This is a genomic window from Candidatus Neomarinimicrobiota bacterium (assembly GCA_022573815.1).
Lineage (GTDB): Bacteria > Fidelibacterota > SORT01 > SORT01 > SORT01 > JACZTG01.
The window spans coordinates 1-16,984 of record JACZTG010000016.1 but is presented as its reverse complement, the minus strand read 5'-3'; the positions used below and the strand labels follow the sequence as shown (position 1 = coordinate 16,984).

The window sequence follows — 16,984 nt, the reverse complement described above, 5'->3', positions numbered from 1 at the left end:
ATTCCTACTGTTGCAGCGTGGAATGTAACATTATCAGGCGCCTCAAAGTTTCTGAAAAGCTCTCGTATCTCGGGAAAGACGCGGGTCATATAATGAGTCCTCAGTTTAAAAGTTTTTTCAATTTCTTAAGCGCAATTATATCCTGAGATTTTCCGTCATCTCCTTTTGGAGTTTCCAGAACTTTGGGAATGTTTTTCAACCGTTCATCGTTCATAATAAAGCCGAACGCTTCCAATCCGATAAAACCTTCACCGATTTCTTCGTGCCTGTCTTTTTTCATACCGAAATCAAATTTCGAGTCGTTGAGATGAATACAGCTGAGCTTATTAAGACCGATGACCCGGTCGAATTCTTCAATAGTCTTGTTATATGTATCTTCGGTGCGGATATCATAGCCGGCGGCGAAAATATGACAGGTATCTAAACAGACAACCAGACGGTCAGAATCTTTTGTGAATTCTATCATATCCGCTATTTGTTCGAATGTATAACCGAGATTAGTTCCCTGTCCGGCTGTGGTTTCAAGAGCTACCTTTGCCGTTGTGCCGTCAAAGTTGCTGTGCAGCCAATCGAGACTTGCCGCAATTCCTTTAATTCCTGTCTCTTCTCCTGAGCCTAAGTGTGAACCGGGATGGGTTACCAGAGCGGGAATCCCAAGCGTTTCACACCGCTCCAACTCAATTAAACAGGCATTTCGTGATTTCTTGATTAAGTCTTTATCGGGGCTGCAAAGATTTATCAGATAGCTGTTGTGAGCGACGACATTGATAATTGATGTTTTAGCCATCTCCTCTTTATACTTGGAAATATCCTCGTCAGTGAGAGGTTTAGCTTCCCATCGGTTGGCATTTTTTGTGAATATCTGAATTGCGGTACAACCCAATTCTTCCCCTCGTTCAGCCGCAGTGTAAACACCTCCCGCAACTGACATATGTGCTCCCAGTAATGATTTTTCTGACATAGTTTTTATCCTTTCAAATCTAATGAGTGTATTTCTTTAATTATTTCGGTAATTAGTGTGGCGAATTTCTCTGATACTACTTCAGCCATCTCGGTAACTTCTTTATGGTTTAAAGGTGTTTTGCTCAATCCTGCCGCAAAATTCGTAAGTACGGATAAACCCAACACTCTCATTCCAAGATAGTGCGCTACGGTTACTTCAGGCAATGTGCTCATAGAAGCGGCATCAGCTCCTAAAGACCGTTGTAACTTTACTTCGGCGGGAGTTTCGTACGAAGGACCTAAATTTGCAGCTAAAATGCCCTGCCTGAGTGGAATACCCGAACTAACCGAAACTTTGGACGCTAAGCTGATATACTCCTCATCATAAGGCGTAGATTTGTTTTCTGACTCCTTTTCCCAATCTTCAAGAGGTTCTTGAAAAAGAAAATTCAGATGATTTTTTATTATCATCAAATCGCCCGGATTGAATTCGGGGTTTGAACAACCCGATGCGTTTGTTATTATAATCGAACGAATACCGAGCTCATTAAGTAATCGGGAGGGATATGTAACTTGCCATTGTTCGTACCCCTCATAAGTGTGAACGCGACCCTGTAGCGCTAAAATTTCAATTCCATTTATATGTCCGTGAACAAGTCGTCCCGAATGACCTTTTACCGTAGAAACGGGATAATGCGGAATATCGCCGGTATTTATAAAGCTGGAATCAGTTATCAATTCAACAAATCTACCCAATCCTGATCCGAGGATGATTCCGATAAACGGTCTATCCAGCTTGAGTCGTTTATTTATATATGAAACAGATTCAGCTAAATAATCAGATAGTAATGTTTGGTCCAATTGTAATATCCGGTTTACTTTAGAGGATTAAAAGTTAAAAAAACGTGCGCACAACTTCAAGAAACATCGTGACTGCCAGATATTGAGTGCAATCTAAAGCATTAATATGTAACATAGAGAGGTAAGTTGAAAATTTAATTTCCAAACGATGATGATGAGATAATGGGCATTCATAAATGATACCGGCATTTATTCTTGCAGGGGGAGATAGCCGGCGGTTTGGCGAAAATAAAGCGTTATATCCATTTAAGGGGAGACCGATGATTGAGCGTTCAATCAATCTCATCTCTCCTCTAAGTTCCGAAACATTTATAATATCAAAAGAAGAAGATGGATTCACAGACTTTGGAGTGCCGGTCTTAAGAGACGATTTGAATCGGCAAACGCCGTTAGCAGGCATCCTGCGCGGATTAAGAGAACTGAATTCATGGGGTCTGTTTTTAGCGTGCGATCTGCCGTTTATGGAAGCCGGAGTACTGAAAAACCTGATCGATTCGATAAATGATGATCCGGAGAAAGAAGGAATCAGCTCCGTAGTTGCAAGCATTGACGATAATAATTTGCAGCCGATGGTAGCGTGTTATCACAAATCAGGAATATCTTCTCTCACAGTTGCCATTGAGAAGAATTATTCCATGAAAAAATGGCTGAGCGAAAGTAAGATAAAAATCGTCAATTTTGAAAATAGAAAACCGTTTAGAAATATAAATGAAAAATCGGACTTAGAAGTATCCGATGGCTAAAGAATTTTTAGTTTTAGCAGGGAAGTAATCTTAACTGAAGTTCGCTTAAAAGAGGGAGTCTTTGATTGAGGGTCGATTAATCCGGGTATCAATTCATTCGCTTCAGGGTAATACATAGCAACATTTCCAGCTCTGATTGAGCCTTGAACCAATTCAACATTCATACTTCCGGTTTCATTTTCAACAGTAACAGTTTCTCCTGCTGAAAAACCATTTTCGATTATGTCTTCTAAGTTCATAAATAATACGTTGCGGTGATTTACTCCCCGGAATAAATCCTCCTCTTCGTAAACGATAGTGTTAAATTGGCCTTCGGAACGAAAGGTCATCAGATTAAACCTGTCTTTTTTCGGTCTTGAATCAGGAGGAAGCACAACAATCAATTTTGCTTTTCCCGATGGCGTATTAAATTTAGGTTTATGCTTTACTCTGCCCGGAATAGTGAATTCATTCCCGGATGAAATTTTACTTATCTTTTCAAGATCGGGAATAGTTCTCGAAATAAAATTCCTTATCTTTTCGTGGTCATTCAGCGAGTTCCACGGCACCGGGTCATTACCCAAAAGTTCTCTTCCTGCGTATGAGATAATTTCAGATTCAGATGGAATTTCTTTATCGGGAGCTGTTCCGCCACCCGATGATAACCGAACGAAACTGAACATACTTTCCTGAGAAGTAGATTGTTTCTCCTCATCTCTTGCAAGCACCGGAAGGATCAATGAGCTCTTACCCTTGCCGTATAAGTGTCCCAAGTTCAGAGTAGTACTTAAGAACGATGTGAATTTTATCCTGCTGAGCGCTTCGGAAGCCCACTTCGAGTCGGGATTGGCGCCGTAGAGATTACCGCCGACTAACAAGGCAAAATCCATTTCACCTTTATAAGCGGCTTCCATACAAGAATAAGTGTCTTTGCCTTCCGTTGCCGGTAAAGTAAAATTCATTGCCGTAGAAATGCTTTTGGCGATTTCAGGTTTTAGAGTGGGAACAACGCCCACAGTGCCCATTCCCTGCACATTACTGTGCCCGCGAAGCGGGAGTAACCCCGCTCCCTTTTTACCTATCATCCCAGTAAGGAGAGCCAAATTGGCGATAGCCTGAACGGTTTCCACACCATGAAGCTGATGGGTGACGCCCATTGCCCATGCGAATATCGTATGCTCGGATTTTGTTATCAGGTCGCAAAAGTTTTTGAGTTCTTCATAAGAGATACCTGATTTTTCAAGAAGAGCAGTGAGGTTATCCGATTCCAAATCGGTTTTGAATTCATCCTGGTTTTCGCAGCTCTTATTGAGGAAATCGGAGTCAACAGCTCCCTGCTCCCAGAGAAATATTGCTGCCGCTTTAAAGAAAGCAAGGTCTCCGCCGCAATGAGGCTGAAGGTATAGATCATCAATTTTTGAGCCGAAAAGCATGGAACTCAGATTGCTTGGTACTTTAAATTTCTGCAATCCTAATTCTTTAAAAGGATTTATGACAATAACTTTCCCACCCCTATTTTTTAAATTAACCAGGTGAGTCATAAACCGCGGATGATTGCTCGAAGGGTTTGCGCCAATCAGAACCACCAGGTCAGAACGACCTAAATCGTCTAAATTGATGCTGCTGGTTCCGCTTCCAAGACTTTGTCCGAGCCCCACTCCTGATGCCTGATGGCAATAATATGAGCAATTATTTACGTTATTCGTTCCCCATTGACGGGCGATAAGCTGAATAAGAAAACCTGCCTCAATAGATGACCTGCCGGAAGTGTAAAAGAAACTTCTATCAGGTGACGAAGAACGCCAATTGTCCACAAGCAGCTTGAGAGCATTTTTCCAATCAAGCTGCTTAAAATGTGAGTCACCGTCGGAAAGGTAGAGTGGTTTATGAAGCCTTCCCAGCGATTCAAGTTCTCTGCCGCTCATTTTGCGTAAATCGTTTATAGAATTATCCACGAAAACTTTCGGGTCGATTGCGGGCATCATATCCTGCGCTTGCGCCTGCATAGATTTTTTACAAACCTGAAAATAATTTCCCGATTCGTCAATCATTCCGCCTGAATGACCGCCCATTCCGAGGGCACACGCTTTGCAGGTGTTGGGATTCCGTAACGCTCTATAAAGTTTCAGAATTCCGCCGGCTCTTTTAGCCATCCGGAAGGAATAGGTTATGTTGCGCCATCCACCTGCATATTTGAGTTTTATAGCCATATTATTGCAGTTATCTGATAAATAATTATGATTCAGAAGTTACGCCACTAAACAGAAATCCGCAATCCTCAATGACTTCTATAATTTGTATGTAATATTACTTCAACTAAATAAATTAGCAGGTAAGATTGAACTGAATATGAAAAGATAAGGTAATTGAGGATGAGATGAAAACGAGAAAAGAATTAGTTGAGGAGATCAGCGAGCTTAGACAGAAGAATTGGGATTTAGAGGAAACCGCATTAAAATATCAAGCTTCCAAAACGGCATTAAAGGATAATCATGAAAGATTTAGATCGGTAGTGGAAACTGCCCCGAATGCAATAATTACTGCTGATTCTCAGGGCATAATTATATCCTGGAATAGCGCGGCGAATAAAATATTTGGCTACACAATTGAAGAAAGTGTAGGACAGCCACTCACATTTATAATTCCCGAGAGATTCCATGAAGTCCATTTAAAAAGTAGGAAAAAAATATTGAGCGGGAAGAATAGAATTGATGGAATTATAGAGGTAATTGGACTGAGGAAAGATGGAATCGAAATTCCCATTGAGCTTTCATTGGCAAAATGGAAACTCCACGATCAAATATATTTTACAGAAATCATACATGATATAACGGAGCGGAGAAATAAAGATAAAGAGATAGAAGAAAAGCATTGGGAAATTCTTGATATAAATTCACAATTGAAAAAAGCGTTTGAGCAGGAAGGGGTTCTCAGGGATCAGCTCGTCAATGCTGAACGATATGCTTCTATGGGCGAAATGGCAGCAAAAATATCACATGAGATCAATAATCCGTTAACTGTCATTATGGGTCAGGCTCAGGTGCAATTGACAAAAAAAATAAATGGTGAAATTGAAGAATCACTGACCCTGATAGTAGAAAAAGCAAAAGAGGTGGCGAGACTGACGAGAAATTATATGGCTTTGGGGAAACCGATAGATTCTAAAATGGAAAGTTTGAATCTTGGTAATATATTAAGTAACACGTTCAAATCTTTTGAAGGATTAGGACAGCTTAAAAATATCAGAATAAAGAAAGAATTTTCGGACGGTGATTATGAGATATTTGGAGATGCAGGGAAGCTTGAGCAGGTTTTTAGAAATTTAATAATAAACGCGACTCATGCCCTTGAGGGTAAAGCAAATGCCACGCTTACTATAGGAACTCGTCTTTCAGAACATAATATAGGGGTAGAGGGATACGTCTCAGACAATGGAGTGGGGATCAAGCAGGAAAATCTTGATAAAATATTCGATCATTATTACACAACCAAAAAAAGCAGCATTGGAACAGGGTTGGGATTAGTTATCAGCAAAGAAATCGTGGAACGGATGCATGGCGGAAAAATAAATGTAAAGTCAAATTATAATAAGGGAACAGAATTTAGTGTTTTAATTCCCTTCGAACCACATTCAAAAACAAAACATAAAATTCTCATTGTTGATGATGAAAAATATATAACCAATTTATATTCTGAATACCTTACCGCGAAAGGTTTTCTGACACGAGTAACTAATAATAGTAAAGACGCTGTTAAGATTTATAAATCATTTAAGCCGAACCTGGTTCTCTGTGATGTGGATATGCCGGGTCTGACGGGATTTGATATTTTAAAGGATATTGAGAAGATAAATCTGAATCAGCCATTTATAATGGTTACCGGAACTTTTTTAACACATGAGCATATGTCAATGTTGAAGAGTAAAAAGATAACGCAAATAATAAAACCTGCCGATCTTGAAAAAGAATTACTCAAAACAATTGAAGAGAAGTTATCTAAAGCTGAATCAACAGCTGATCAGCAACAGAAAAATCATAAAAACGCTTTAATTCCGGAAGCAGTTTAGCAATTATCATATCTAATTAAGTAAAACCATACCAAATAGTTCATATTACACTTCCAAAAGTGTAAAATTGGCTTAAAACCGCTCAAGGTAGGGCGGATTCTTCCTTCCAATCGATGTGATTCGCATCACATCGAAAACCTCTGTAGCTATTATGTGACGCACATCACAGATGTGTTGGATGTCATTTGTTAATATATGAAATTGAATTATTATGGAGTAATGCAGCTTGAACGGAATTGAAAAGAAAATGAACGGAAAAACAGCAAGGAATAAACAAATCATCGGAGGCAAAACGATGAAAATATTAATGCGTTTAATTACAATGACTGCACTATTATTTATGGCAGTCAATAACACGTTGGCACAGGTTAATCCCGTGGTTTCTATGCAGGGATTCCTGACCGATGCAGCAGGGAATGCGCTTCCTGATGGAGAATATGAGATACTCTTCCGCATCTACGATGATGCCGCTGCCGGAACAAAATTATGGGAGGAGAGTCATAATGTGGTCTTGGATCACGGACTTTATGATGCCTTCCTCGGCTCATCACAGCCCCTGAACATTCAGCTAAACCGGGATTTATGGTTAAGCGTTGAGGTGAACGATGTTCTACAGCCAAGGCTGCGTATCGGATATTCTTTCTTCTCTCTGAAATCGCTAAAGAGCGATTCATCAACACATGCGCTCAACAGTGATTTTCTTGGTGGAAGACCTGCATCATTTTATGAACCGGTAACAACGTTTAGTTTTGAATCGCTATCAGGCACTGCCTCCGATGCCCAGATTCCGGATGATATAACGATAAACAGCGCAGGGAACGCTGATTCACTTGGAGGAGCGGCAGCGCAATCATATGCTCTAAAGAGTGAATTAGATTTTGTTCCACAGCCGGATTACGCATTCAATCTCCCCACAGTTCAAGGTGGAAACGGTATGGTCATGACAAATGACGGAGCCGGAAACCTCAGCTGGGTGACTCCTTCAGAAGGCGGCGGAGAAGTAGTGGACGGAGCATTCTCCACAACAGCAAATGTAACATCAAACATACCCGGAAACTTGGCGGTTGATGATTTCGTATTCGGCTCAACTCAGTTGGATGACGACGGTATAGGTGTACACGAAAGAAGAATGTTTTTTGACAAGAGCAAAGGCGCTTTCAGGGCAGGCTTCTCAAACTTGGGTAACTGGAATGATGTCAATATAGGTGAGTTCTCAGCGGCATTCGGGCGGGATACCAAGGCGAGCGGAAACTGGTCAACAGCGTTCGGTAGAGACACCGAGGCGAGTGGAAACTGGTCTGTCGCAATGGGAAATAACCTCATAGCCGATGGAAACAACAGTATCGCTTTCGGCTCAGCTGCTTCCACGAATGATAAAAACGGCGCGATAGTATTTGGAGATGCTTCAACGACAACGTATGTCACTGCTGACAAAGACAATCAGTTCAAGGTGCGCGCTGCCGGTGGAGTTACTTTCCTGACAAATTCACAAATGACGACCGGCGTATCGCTCGTTTCGGGTGGCGGAGCGTGGCTGACGCTTTCTGACAGTACTATGAAACGAAATATAAAGGAAGTAAACACAAAACAGATTCTGAATAAGGTTATGGAACTACCGATAAAACGTTGGAACTATAAATCTCAGGGAGAGGAAATAGAACATATAGGCCCTATGGCGCAGGATTTCTATTCTATTTTCAATGTAGGGGATAACAACGTTACTATCTCCACAATTGATCCTTCGGGAATTGCGCTGGCCGCTATTCAGGAACTCTATAAGAGCACGAAGGAATTGAAAGGGAAAACAGACGAAATTTCCGAGTTAAGGATGGAATTACGAGAGTTACGCGAAATTATAAACGGCATCGTATCGGAAATCGTAAGATAAAATAACGGATTCCTTAAACAATAAACGAAATAGTATGAAACTGATAGATATAATAGAAGATTCTTCGGTAGAATGAGAACGGCCATAATGTGCGTTCTTACTCTGATAGTTATGTCGCACAGTTCAGCTGTTTCGTTAAAGGCAGCCGATAAAGACAGAATAAAAAATAAGGTAATTAAAGGCGCTGAAAAGTTAGCAGACTCGATAAATCATAGAGGCGTAATCGGGCAACCGATCATCGGAAAGCATAGCGGCGGTTCGGTAATAGGATTCGCAGGTATTATCTATGCGATACCTCAGCCTCCGAGAGTTGAAAGCGCACCGATTACGATTACCATAGAGGACTCACTCTATGAGTATCAGATTCTCGCCTCTGACGCAAATGGCGATAAGATACTATTCACGGTATTGGATGCTCCGTCAGGACTGAATGTCAACGCAGACGGATTAGTTTCGTGGACACCATCACAGGAAAATGTGGGTGTGAACGATATTCAGATAGCCGTTTATGATGACCGTTCAGACAGTACGATACACAGGTGGATTTTAGAAGTAAGCAATCAAAATGATGCTCCCACATTAACGTTGCCTGATACTCTCGTTGTTTTCGATGAAGACAGCTCGGTTACTCTGTCACTCGCTCCGTTCATGTCTGATTTTGAAAGTGCGGTCGCGGATCTGATACTGACGGTAGATTCTACTTTACTTATACTGATCGATAATGAGACGAAGTCGGTTACGATTTCCGGTCTGCCTGACAGCAGCGGTCTGTTCAGAGTTGAGTTTACTCTTACTGATCAGGAAAACTTGAGCTCGAGGGATACAACGATTATAATTATATCTCCGGTAAATGATGCTCCTGTTTTGGCGGGAATACCTGATATAGTGTTCGACGAAGACGATTCTTTAGTGATACATTTCGAAGATTGGCTCGATTTCGTTAATGACGAAGATAACGCCGATTCCACGCTGATTTGGTCAATCAGCACAACTGACAGCGATTCAATATCTGTACTTGTCCGGGGTGACAGTGTTCTGTTTAATGCGCCGGAAAACTGGTTCGCATTTAATCGCGACACGATAACGGTCACTGTTCGTGATTTGACACTCGAGAGTTCAATACGAGTAGCGGTGCATGTTCTTCCGGTGAACGATGCTCCATCGCTTAGCGGTCTTCCCGACACACTTATATTCGTATTTGATTCCACACTTGTTATTGATATCAGTAATCTTGAGATAGATATTGATGATCCGGATTCCCTGTTGGAATGGCACGCCGAGTTCAAGAATCACAGTGACAGCTTACTGTTCTTCAATATTCTCGGAGACAGCATTATAGAGATAACCAGCGGATTTGAGGGAATTGGCGAAGATACGTTGATACTGACGGTAACGGATACAAGCGGAGCAAGCGACAGCGCGATGATATTTATTCAGGTTGTCCTGTCAGTGGGAGTAGATGACGGGTTCGATGCATTACCGGAAAAATTTGAACTGTTCCAGAATTATCCGAATCCGTTCAATCCGACTACGACCATAATGTACGCTCTGCCGGTTAGAAGCGATGTAACCCTGCGGATATACAATCTGATGGGTCAGGAAATATTGAAAATAACGCACGATGAAATGAGCGCCGGGTATCACGAGGAAAGATGGAACGGACTCAATCAGAGCGGCAGAAAAGTAGCCAGCGGAATTTATATATTCAGGCTCAATGCGGGTGATTTCATAGAAACGAAGAAGATGCTGTTGCTGAAATAATTTGATGAATTCTTATATATCATTAATAATTTTGTAAGCAAAACTACGGTCATTTAAGACTATTCCGACATAATTTTTCATATGAAAAAGAAACAAATCAGAATTACGCATAAGCCCTCAGGCACTGTCATAGCAGAGGGTCCGCTGGGATGGGGGATTACTCCATTTGAAGGGAATTACTACATTCGTAAAAAATATCTAAAGACCAAAAATATGAAACCGAACTTTATTCCCGGTTTGTGTTCCTACAAATTTCTATACGTTTGGATGGACCTGAAATTGGCAAAGGATAAAGTGGTTAAAAATCTCGGATGGCTTTACTGGTTCCCCAATCCACTTTTCCCATTTATATGGTATCGGGTGGGGATATCCGGCTATCATCCCGATCTTGTTATAGAGAAATATTAGCCGGATAAATAAAGTTCAGCAAATTCTCGCTTAGTCTTTCGCAATTATTTTAGTTGCTCGGAATTCTTATAACCATTAATATTCACACCATTGTTTCACTTAATATTCGGTGATCGTTTTAAATGATAACTATTGATGACATTAAATCGGCTCGTCCCAATGTTTACAAGCATCTGAATCCTACTCCATTATATCATTATTCAGGATTAAGCGAATTAGTAGGCGCGGAAGTATGGGTTAAGCATGAAAACCATCAGCCCGTGGGCGCATTTAAAGTACGAGGCGGTCTCAATTTGGTCGCTAACCTTTCAGAGGATGAAAAGAAGGCAGGATTATACACTGCTTCCAGCGGTAATCATGGTCAGAGCATCGCCTACGCATCGAGAGCTTACGGGACAAAAGCAACAATCGCTGTGCCGGAAGGGGCTAATCCGGAGAAGATCGCCCTTATGAAAGGAATGGGAGCGGAGGTACTGACACACGGTGCGGACTTCGACAGCGCGCGTGAATGGATAATGGGAATCGCCGAAGAAAAAGGCGGAATATTTGTCAGTCCGACAGACGAAAAATTGATTTGCGGTGTGGGCACTTATGCTTTAGAAATATTTGATGAACTACCGGAAGTTGATTACATCATAGTGCCGGTAGGCGCCGGAAGCGGCGCATGCGGGACGTCAATTGTAGCACATTCTTTGAATCCGACTGTCAAGGTTATTGGAGTACAATCAAAATTGGCGCCTACGATGCAGATGAGCTGGAAATCGGGTGAGCAACTTTCCGGCGAAATGAACACGTCTGTTGAGGGAATAGCCACGAGAGTTTCTTTTGAGAACACACAGCAGATTATGAGAAAATATTTATCTGATTTTCTTTTGGTCTCCGATGAATCCATTTATGACGCATTGAGATTAATGATTCAGCATACGCATAACATGCCGGAAGGAGCGGGAGCAGCTCCGCTTGCGGCGGCTCTGACGATGAAAGAAAGGTTAGAGGGCAAGAAAGTAGTATTGATTATGAGCGGAGGAAATATCTCTCTGCAGCGACTTAAATCTGTATTGGGTGATTGAAAGCAATTAATGCGGGGCAATTTAAACGCCAAAAATAGCGGTCGCTGGGTTCTCTTAGCCACCATACTCGGTTCAAGTCTCACGTTCATTGACGGCACGGTAGTAAATGTAGCGCTTCCGGTATTGCAAGAGAAACTTGATGCAAACGTAACTGACGTCCAGTGGGTGATCGAAGGCTACGCATTGATGCTGGCTTCGCTAATCTTAGTTGGCGGCTCTCTCGGTGATAAATTCGGTAGAAAGAAATTGTTTACCATAGGAGTGATAATTTTCACTATAGCCTCCGCATGGTGCGGATTCTCCCGTAATATAGACGAATTGATTCTTGCCCGACTGTTTCAAGGGCTCGGAGGAGCGATTCTAATTCCGGGGAGTCTGGCAATTCTGAGTTCTAATTTTAATGAGGGTGAAAGAGGAAAAGCGATAGGAACGTGGTCGGGTTTTTCTGCGATTACCGCCGCGCTTGGCCCATTATTGGGTGGATGGTTAATTGATAATTTTTCCTGGCGGTGGATATTTTTCATCAATTTGCCTATTGCCGTTATAGTACTTTTGATAACGTTTTTTAAAGTTGAGGAAAGCAAAGATAACGAAAACGACCAAAAACTTGACCTTATAGGCTCCTTTCTGGTTACCGTAGGTCTTGGTTTATTGGTCTATGGTCTTATTGAATCATCAGAATTAGGACTAAATAATATTTTGGTAATGGGTCTGGTAGCGGGAGGGATGCTGATATTGCTTCTCTTCCTGTTTGTTGAATCAAGGCTAAAATCACCTATGTTGCCGTTAAGCCTTTTCAAATCAAGAACATTTTCGGGATCAAATATCTTGACATTTTTTATCTATTCGGCGTTAAGCGGCGCATTATTCTTTTTCCCCTTTAATCTCATACAAGTTCAGGGCTATACGGCGACAGAAGCGGGAGCTGCTCTGCTACCGTTGATTATTAGTATATCACTCCTTTCACGCTGGTCGGGCGGGTTAATGGATAAATATGGAGCGAAATTGCCATTGGTTTTCGGTTCATTAGTTGTTGCGGCAGGATATTTTATGTTAATAATTCCCGATGTGGGAGGAAGTTACTGGACAACATTTTTCCCGGGTATCCTTCTGCTTGGAATTGGTATGGGTATCACTGTGGCGCCTCTTACTACTACGGTAATGAGTTCGGTAGACGAGAGTCGTTCGGGGCTTGCATCGGGCGTAAATAACGCAATTGCCCGAACAGCGGGATTAATCGCAATAGCAGTAGTCGGGATAGTGGTGATGAACACTTTCAGCTATGATCTTGATAAAAATTTAGAATCCATATCATTGACAGATAAGGAAATTTCTCAATTGGAATCTGATAAAATAAATCTTGCGGCAATGGAAATCCCGGAAAGCGTAGATGCAACTACAGCCTCGTTTATCAAGGATGCAATATCGGATTCTTTCATATCGGCGTTTCAGGTTGCAATGCTTATATCGGTAATTTTAGCGTTGGCAGGTTCCGCCACAGCTTATTTCAGTATGAGCGCTAAATCTAAATTATCCGATTGATTTCTGTGGAGTAAAAATCAAAGAGAAAATGTCTGTCCGGATGCGATGGAAATGACTACGTTTTTAAAAGATATACGGTTCCTTTCGAGCGGAACGGCAAAATCGACTCTTGTTATCCGAGCGGATGCGCTCTTACTGAGCTCCCATCGGAAACCAAATCCCGCACTGTAATTTAAATCGGAAATCTGAAAATTTTCATTTTCTCTCCACGTGTTTCCGGCGTCGATAAATATGACGCCTCCTAATGAAAGAGTCAGAAATTTCAAGTCGGAAAATATTCTGTCTTCAATATTAATTAAAAATACCTTTTCTCCCGAGAGAGAGTCCGAAGAAGTAAAGCCTCTTAATCCCCTTATGTCGTTAAGCCTATAGAAATCGGTACGTTCATCGAGGTTGCTTCTTGAGCCTGTGAATGCGTGTAATGCAAGTGTGTGCTTTGAAAATATTTTCGAAAAAACTTTTAAATCGAATTCCCAAATAGTATTGATATTTGTGTTGTTCTCCAAAGTGGTAGTATAGAGCAATTTTTGAAAAATCCACGTTTTTGAGCCGGATGGAAAAGCCAATGTCTGATCGGCGGTATAACGCCAGAAATCTCTATCGCCCTGAAAAATGGCGCCTGCTTTTGCAGCTCCAAATCCTAAAGACGCTCCAAGCGCAATATCCTCAACTCGTTCCATTTTATTTAATTTTGTTGTCTTTGCGAATCTAAATGACCGGAATCTGACGAATCCCGCAATTTCTCTTAGTTTCTGTTGAGAAATATCCGTTTCGGAATCTTCCACAAATAATGAAAGAGTCGAGATAGTTTTTATGAATCTCCTACCAATAACACGCGAGAAAGAATATCGTTGTGATTTAGATTTTTCCAAAAATTCTTCCGCAGTATCTTTTTTTATTGTCAGATAAGAATTATTCAGCTGAACAACGTAACTCCATTTAGTATCCAGAGAGTATAGGGGTCTATCAAGCGTAAACAGGTATTGAAATTCTCTTGCAGGCCCCTTGCGGGCGAAAGTGCCGAATTCCCAGCGGGTTCCACGAATTCTGTTGAAGAGGTGGCTTAATTTCCAGGAATTTCCATCTACATTCTGATTCCAACCGAGGCTAAGCGGTGAGCCTGTTCCGAGAAGGCTTTGTTCCTGAAGAAGCAGCCCAAAAATATTTTCGTCATTTATGCGCGAAATCTCTACTCCTACCACAGTCGTCCATAAATCTCTTGTATAAACAGTAATGTCCACACCGCCATCCGGATTGGGTTCACTGACAATTTTAACGCTGCCGATGTAATTTTGTTTGCGAAGGTTTCGTTCGGTCTCTCTGAAAAGATCAAGGTCAACCGAGTCACCTACCTTGAACAGCAGCTCTTGCTCGATGATATTTTTCCGCGTTATAACGTGTAATCTGTTCAAGTATGAAAATTTGATTCCAAATATTTTTTCTTCATCTGTAAACACGTTAAATCTGACAAGATTTATACTCCTGATAATCGGAGTTTCGTTTTTGGAACCTTCTTCACCTCTGACCTCTCCGGAATAAATAATTATCAGTAAGAAAATGAACGCAAATTTGGACACGAACCGATTGGTTATCGGGAAAGTGCGGAGAAAATTAAGAATGGTCTTATTTGGAATAATAAATTTCATTAGCGGTAAAGATAAAGTCAGGCACAGCTCAATGCAATAAGAGAGGAAATTAGCGGAGAAATATTTTATATTTATCAGAAGGCGCAATGAGCGATGAAAAACGATTCATTTAAAGATTTTGTTATGGAACAACTGAGCGGTTTAGCTGGTCTGCGATGCAGAGGAATGTTCGGCGGATACGGAATGTACGAAGGAAGTAAGTTTTTCGGAATTATCTCAAAAGGAAGACTTTACTTCAAAACTGACAAAAATAGTAGAAATGCTTATATTGAACAGGGAATGAGACCGTTCAAGCCAAACGAAAAGCAGACTCTTAAAAACTATTATGAAGTGCCTGCCGATGTATTTGAAGACAGGGAAAGAATTCTTGAATTCGCAGCGTTATCCATATCGATAGCGGGGAAATAACGTGCTGATTAGTATAAATATATCAGTCAAGGATCTGAATAATTTAGAGCTTCTTCCTTGACAAATCGGTTGATATTGTTTAGTTTTTTTTCTACCTAAAACTCTTGAGCGTGAATTATCTATAAGAAATTTATTATTTAATGGAGACTTGAAAATGGTGACAAAAACCGATACAGCATCTGCTGTTCTTGATAACGAAGAAAATAAATCTACATCTGTACCTGTAGTAAAAAACTATATAAACGGTTCATTTGTTGAATCGAGTTCTAAAAATATAATTGATATTACAGACCCGTCAAACGGTATGACTATAGCAAAGCTGCCACTCTCTACCAGAGAAGAGTTTGATGAGGCCGTTAAAGCTGCCAAAGACGCTTTTCCCGGTTGGCGCGAGACTCCGCCGTTAGAGAGAGCGCGGTATTTTTTTAAGCTAAAGACAATAATGGAAGACAGGTTCGACGATATAGCCCGAGTGTTGACTATAGAACACGGAAAAACATTCGATGAAGCGCGTGGCTCCGTTCGGCGAGCGATAGAAAACGTTGAAGTCGCAGCCGGTATCCCGTCTCTTATGCAGGGATATTCGCTTGAAGATGTGGCCGTAGGGATTGATACAACGGTATATCGGCAGCCCATAGGAGTATTCGCCGCCATCACGCCGTTCAATTTCCCCGCAATGGTGCCGTTATGGTTTTTCCCGTATGCTTTGGCAACAGGCAATACTTTTATACTGAAACCGTCCGAGCAGGTACCTCTCACATCTAATCTAATATTTGAATTGATAGAAGAGATCGGATTACCGCCGGGAGTTTTAAATCTTGTTCACGGCGATAAAGTGGTTGTGGACGCTATCTGCACACATCCCGACATTGCCGGAGTATCCTTTGTAGGCTCGTCACCGGTAGCTAAGCATGTTTATTCTTTAGCGAGTCAAAACGGTAAACGGGTACAGGCATTAGGTGGAGCGAAAAACTTTGTGGTGGTGACGGATGATGCGGACATAGATGTCGCTGTTGATGCAATTGTCGCTTCCTGTTTCGGATGTGCGGGAGAGAGATGTCTGGCGGCGAGTATGTTATTGGGAGACGAAAGAATCTATGATGAGCTCAGAGATAAAATTGTAGAAAAAACTTCCAAAATTAAATTGGGAAGCGGACTTGATAAGGGCGTGACTATGGGACCTGTAATATCTGCTGCGCATCGGGAAAGAGTACTCTCATATATCGAAAAAGGGCTGGAAGAAGGCGCGGAGATGCTGCTGGACGGCAGAGACGCCACAGTGGAAGGAAAAGAAGGCGGATACTTTCTGGGACCGACGATATTTGATAATGTTGACGCCTCAATGACTATCGCCAGGGAGGAGATATTCGGACCCGTACTCGCCATGAGAAAGGTAAGCAGTCTTGATGATGCCATAGAACAGATATCCCTGCATCCTCTGGCGAATACTATTTCCATATTCACTACATCAGGCGCCAACGCACGTAAGTTCAGATATAAAGTGGATGCGAGTATGATAGGAGTGAATATTGGAGTACCTGCCCCCATGTCGTTCTTCACATTCGGCGGAGCTAAAGGTTCTTTCTTCGGCGATTTGAAGGCGCACGGCAGAGACGGTATTGAATTCTACACCGATAAGAAGGTCGTTATATCACGCTGGTAGGAATATA

General features: G+C 41.6%; 13 protein-coding genes. 9 read left to right on the top strand and 4 right to left on the bottom strand.

The genetic code is table 11. The features are described 5' to 3' along the window. Positions 1 to 100 precede the first annotated feature (100 nt). Both IIB39_07505 and IIB39_07500 read right to left on the bottom strand, forming a co-directional pair. A complete protein-coding gene (locus IIB39_07505) occupies positions 101 to 961 on the bottom strand; it encodes a deoxyribonuclease IV (protein ID MCH8928543.1) in 861 nt (286 codons plus the stop codon). Between the two features lie 5 nt (positions 962 to 966). After that, positions 967 to 1,803 carry a purine-nucleoside phosphorylase gene (locus tag IIB39_07500; protein ID MCH8928542.1) on the bottom strand — a complete coding sequence of 279 codons (837 nt, stop codon included), beginning with the start codon at positions 1,801 to 1,803 and terminating at the stop codon, positions 967 to 969. A gap of 176 nt (positions 1,804 to 1,979) precedes the next feature. Here IIB39_07500 and IIB39_07495 point away from each other — a divergent pair, with 176 nt between their 5' ends. Beyond that, complete coding sequence (locus IIB39_07495) at positions 1,980 to 2,546, top strand: molybdenum cofactor guanylyltransferase (GenBank protein ID MCH8928541.1); 567 nt, start codon at positions 1,980 to 1,982, stop codon at positions 2,544 to 2,546. On the opposite strand, the gene IIB39_07490 is transcribed toward IIB39_07495, so the two are convergent. Next, positions 2,543 to 4,729: an FdhF/YdeP family oxidoreductase gene (locus tag IIB39_07490; GenBank protein MCH8928540.1), complete on the bottom strand. Its 2,187-nt coding sequence runs from the start codon at positions 4,727 to 4,729 to the stop codon at positions 2,543 to 2,545. The genes IIB39_07495 and IIB39_07490 overlap by 4 nt on opposite strands. A gap of 173 nt (positions 4,730 to 4,902) precedes the next feature. Here IIB39_07490 and IIB39_07485 point away from each other — a divergent pair, with 173 nt between their 5' ends. From IIB39_07485 to IIB39_07460, 6 genes are all read left to right on the top strand, one after another. After that, entirely contained in the window at positions 4,903 to 6,591 is a 1,689-nt protein-coding gene (locus IIB39_07485) for a PAS domain S-box protein (GenBank protein MCH8928539.1), read from the top strand. A 247-nt stretch (positions 6,592 to 6,838) separates the two neighbouring features. Next, on the top strand, positions 6,839 to 8,479 hold the full coding sequence (locus IIB39_07480) for a tail fiber domain-containing protein (GenBank protein ID MCH8928538.1): 1,641 nt from the start codon (positions 6,839 to 6,841) through the stop codon (positions 8,477 to 8,479). Between the two features lie 72 nt (positions 8,480 to 8,551). After that, positions 8,552 to 10,240: a T9SS type A sorting domain-containing protein gene (locus IIB39_07475; GenBank protein MCH8928537.1), complete on the top strand. Its 1,689-nt coding sequence runs from the start codon at positions 8,552 to 8,554 to the stop codon at positions 10,238 to 10,240. 81 nt (positions 10,241 to 10,321) lie between these two features. Continuing rightward, positions 10,322 to 10,648 (top strand): hypothetical protein, encoded by a 327-nt coding sequence (locus IIB39_07470; protein MCH8928536.1) that lies wholly within the window; start codon positions 10,322 to 10,324, stop codon positions 10,646 to 10,648. A 122-nt stretch (positions 10,649 to 10,770) separates the two neighbouring features. Beyond that, complete coding sequence (locus tag IIB39_07465) at positions 10,771 to 11,718, top strand: threonine dehydratase (GenBank protein ID MCH8928535.1); 948 nt, start codon at positions 10,771 to 10,773, stop codon at positions 11,716 to 11,718. A 9-nt stretch (positions 11,719 to 11,727) separates the two neighbouring features. Then, positions 11,728 to 13,260 (top strand): MFS transporter, encoded by a 1,533-nt coding sequence (locus tag IIB39_07460; protein MCH8928534.1) that lies wholly within the window; start codon positions 11,728 to 11,730, stop codon positions 13,258 to 13,260. Between the two features lie 17 nt (positions 13,261 to 13,277). Here IIB39_07460 and IIB39_07455 read toward each other — a convergent pair whose 3' ends face one another. Further along, positions 13,278 to 14,906, bottom strand: a complete 1,629-nt coding sequence (locus tag IIB39_07455) for a hypothetical protein (GenBank protein MCH8928533.1) — start codon at positions 14,904 to 14,906, stop codon at positions 13,278 to 13,280. A gap of 93 nt (positions 14,907 to 14,999) precedes the next feature. Here IIB39_07455 and IIB39_07450 point away from each other — a divergent pair, with 93 nt between their 5' ends. Together IIB39_07450 and IIB39_07445 are read left to right on the top strand one after the other, a co-directional pair. Beyond that, on the top strand, positions 15,000 to 15,314 hold the full coding sequence (locus IIB39_07450) for a TfoX/Sxy family protein (protein ID MCH8928532.1): 315 nt from the start codon (positions 15,000 to 15,002) through the stop codon (positions 15,312 to 15,314). A 154-nt stretch (positions 15,315 to 15,468) separates the two neighbouring features. Continuing rightward, entirely contained in the window at positions 15,469 to 16,977 is a 1,509-nt protein-coding gene (locus IIB39_07445) for a CoA-acylating methylmalonate-semialdehyde dehydrogenase (protein ID MCH8928531.1), read from the top strand. Positions 16,978 to 16,984: the final 7 nt, after the last annotated feature.

Excerpts from the sequence above, each read along its gene's own strand:
- IIB39_07450 (MCH8928532.1), top strand. The coding sequence starts at position 15,000 with ATGAAAAACGATTCATTTAAAGATTTTGTTATGGAACAACTGAGCGGT.
- IIB39_07495 (MCH8928541.1), top strand. The coding sequence starts at position 1,980 with ATGATACCGGCATTTATTCTTGCAGGGGGAGATAGCCGGCGGTTTGGC.
- IIB39_07485 (MCH8928539.1), top strand. The coding sequence starts at position 4,903 with ATGAAAACGAGAAAAGAATTAGTTGAGGAGATCAGCGAGCTTAGACAG.
- IIB39_07460 (MCH8928534.1), top strand. The coding sequence starts at position 11,728 with ATGCGGGGCAATTTAAACGCCAAAAATAGCGGTCGCTGGGTTCTCTTA.
- IIB39_07505 (MCH8928543.1), bottom strand. The coding sequence starts at position 961 with ATGTCAGAAAAATCATTACTGGGAGCACATATGTCAGTTGCGGGAGGT.
- IIB39_07465 (MCH8928535.1), top strand. The coding sequence starts at position 10,771 with ATGATAACTATTGATGACATTAAATCGGCTCGTCCCAATGTTTACAAG.
- IIB39_07455 (MCH8928533.1), bottom strand. The coding sequence starts at position 14,906 with ATGAAATTTATTATTCCAAATAAGACCATTCTTAATTTTCTCCGCACT.
- IIB39_07470 (MCH8928536.1), top strand. The coding sequence starts at position 10,322 with ATGAAAAAGAAACAAATCAGAATTACGCATAAGCCCTCAGGCACTGTC.
- IIB39_07445 (MCH8928531.1), top strand. The coding sequence starts at position 15,469 with ATGGTGACAAAAACCGATACAGCATCTGCTGTTCTTGATAACGAAGAA.
- IIB39_07480 (MCH8928538.1), top strand. The coding sequence starts at position 6,839 with ATGAACGGAAAAACAGCAAGGAATAAACAAATCATCGGAGGCAAAACG.
- IIB39_07475 (MCH8928537.1), top strand. The coding sequence starts at position 8,552 with ATGAGAACGGCCATAATGTGCGTTCTTACTCTGATAGTTATGTCGCAC.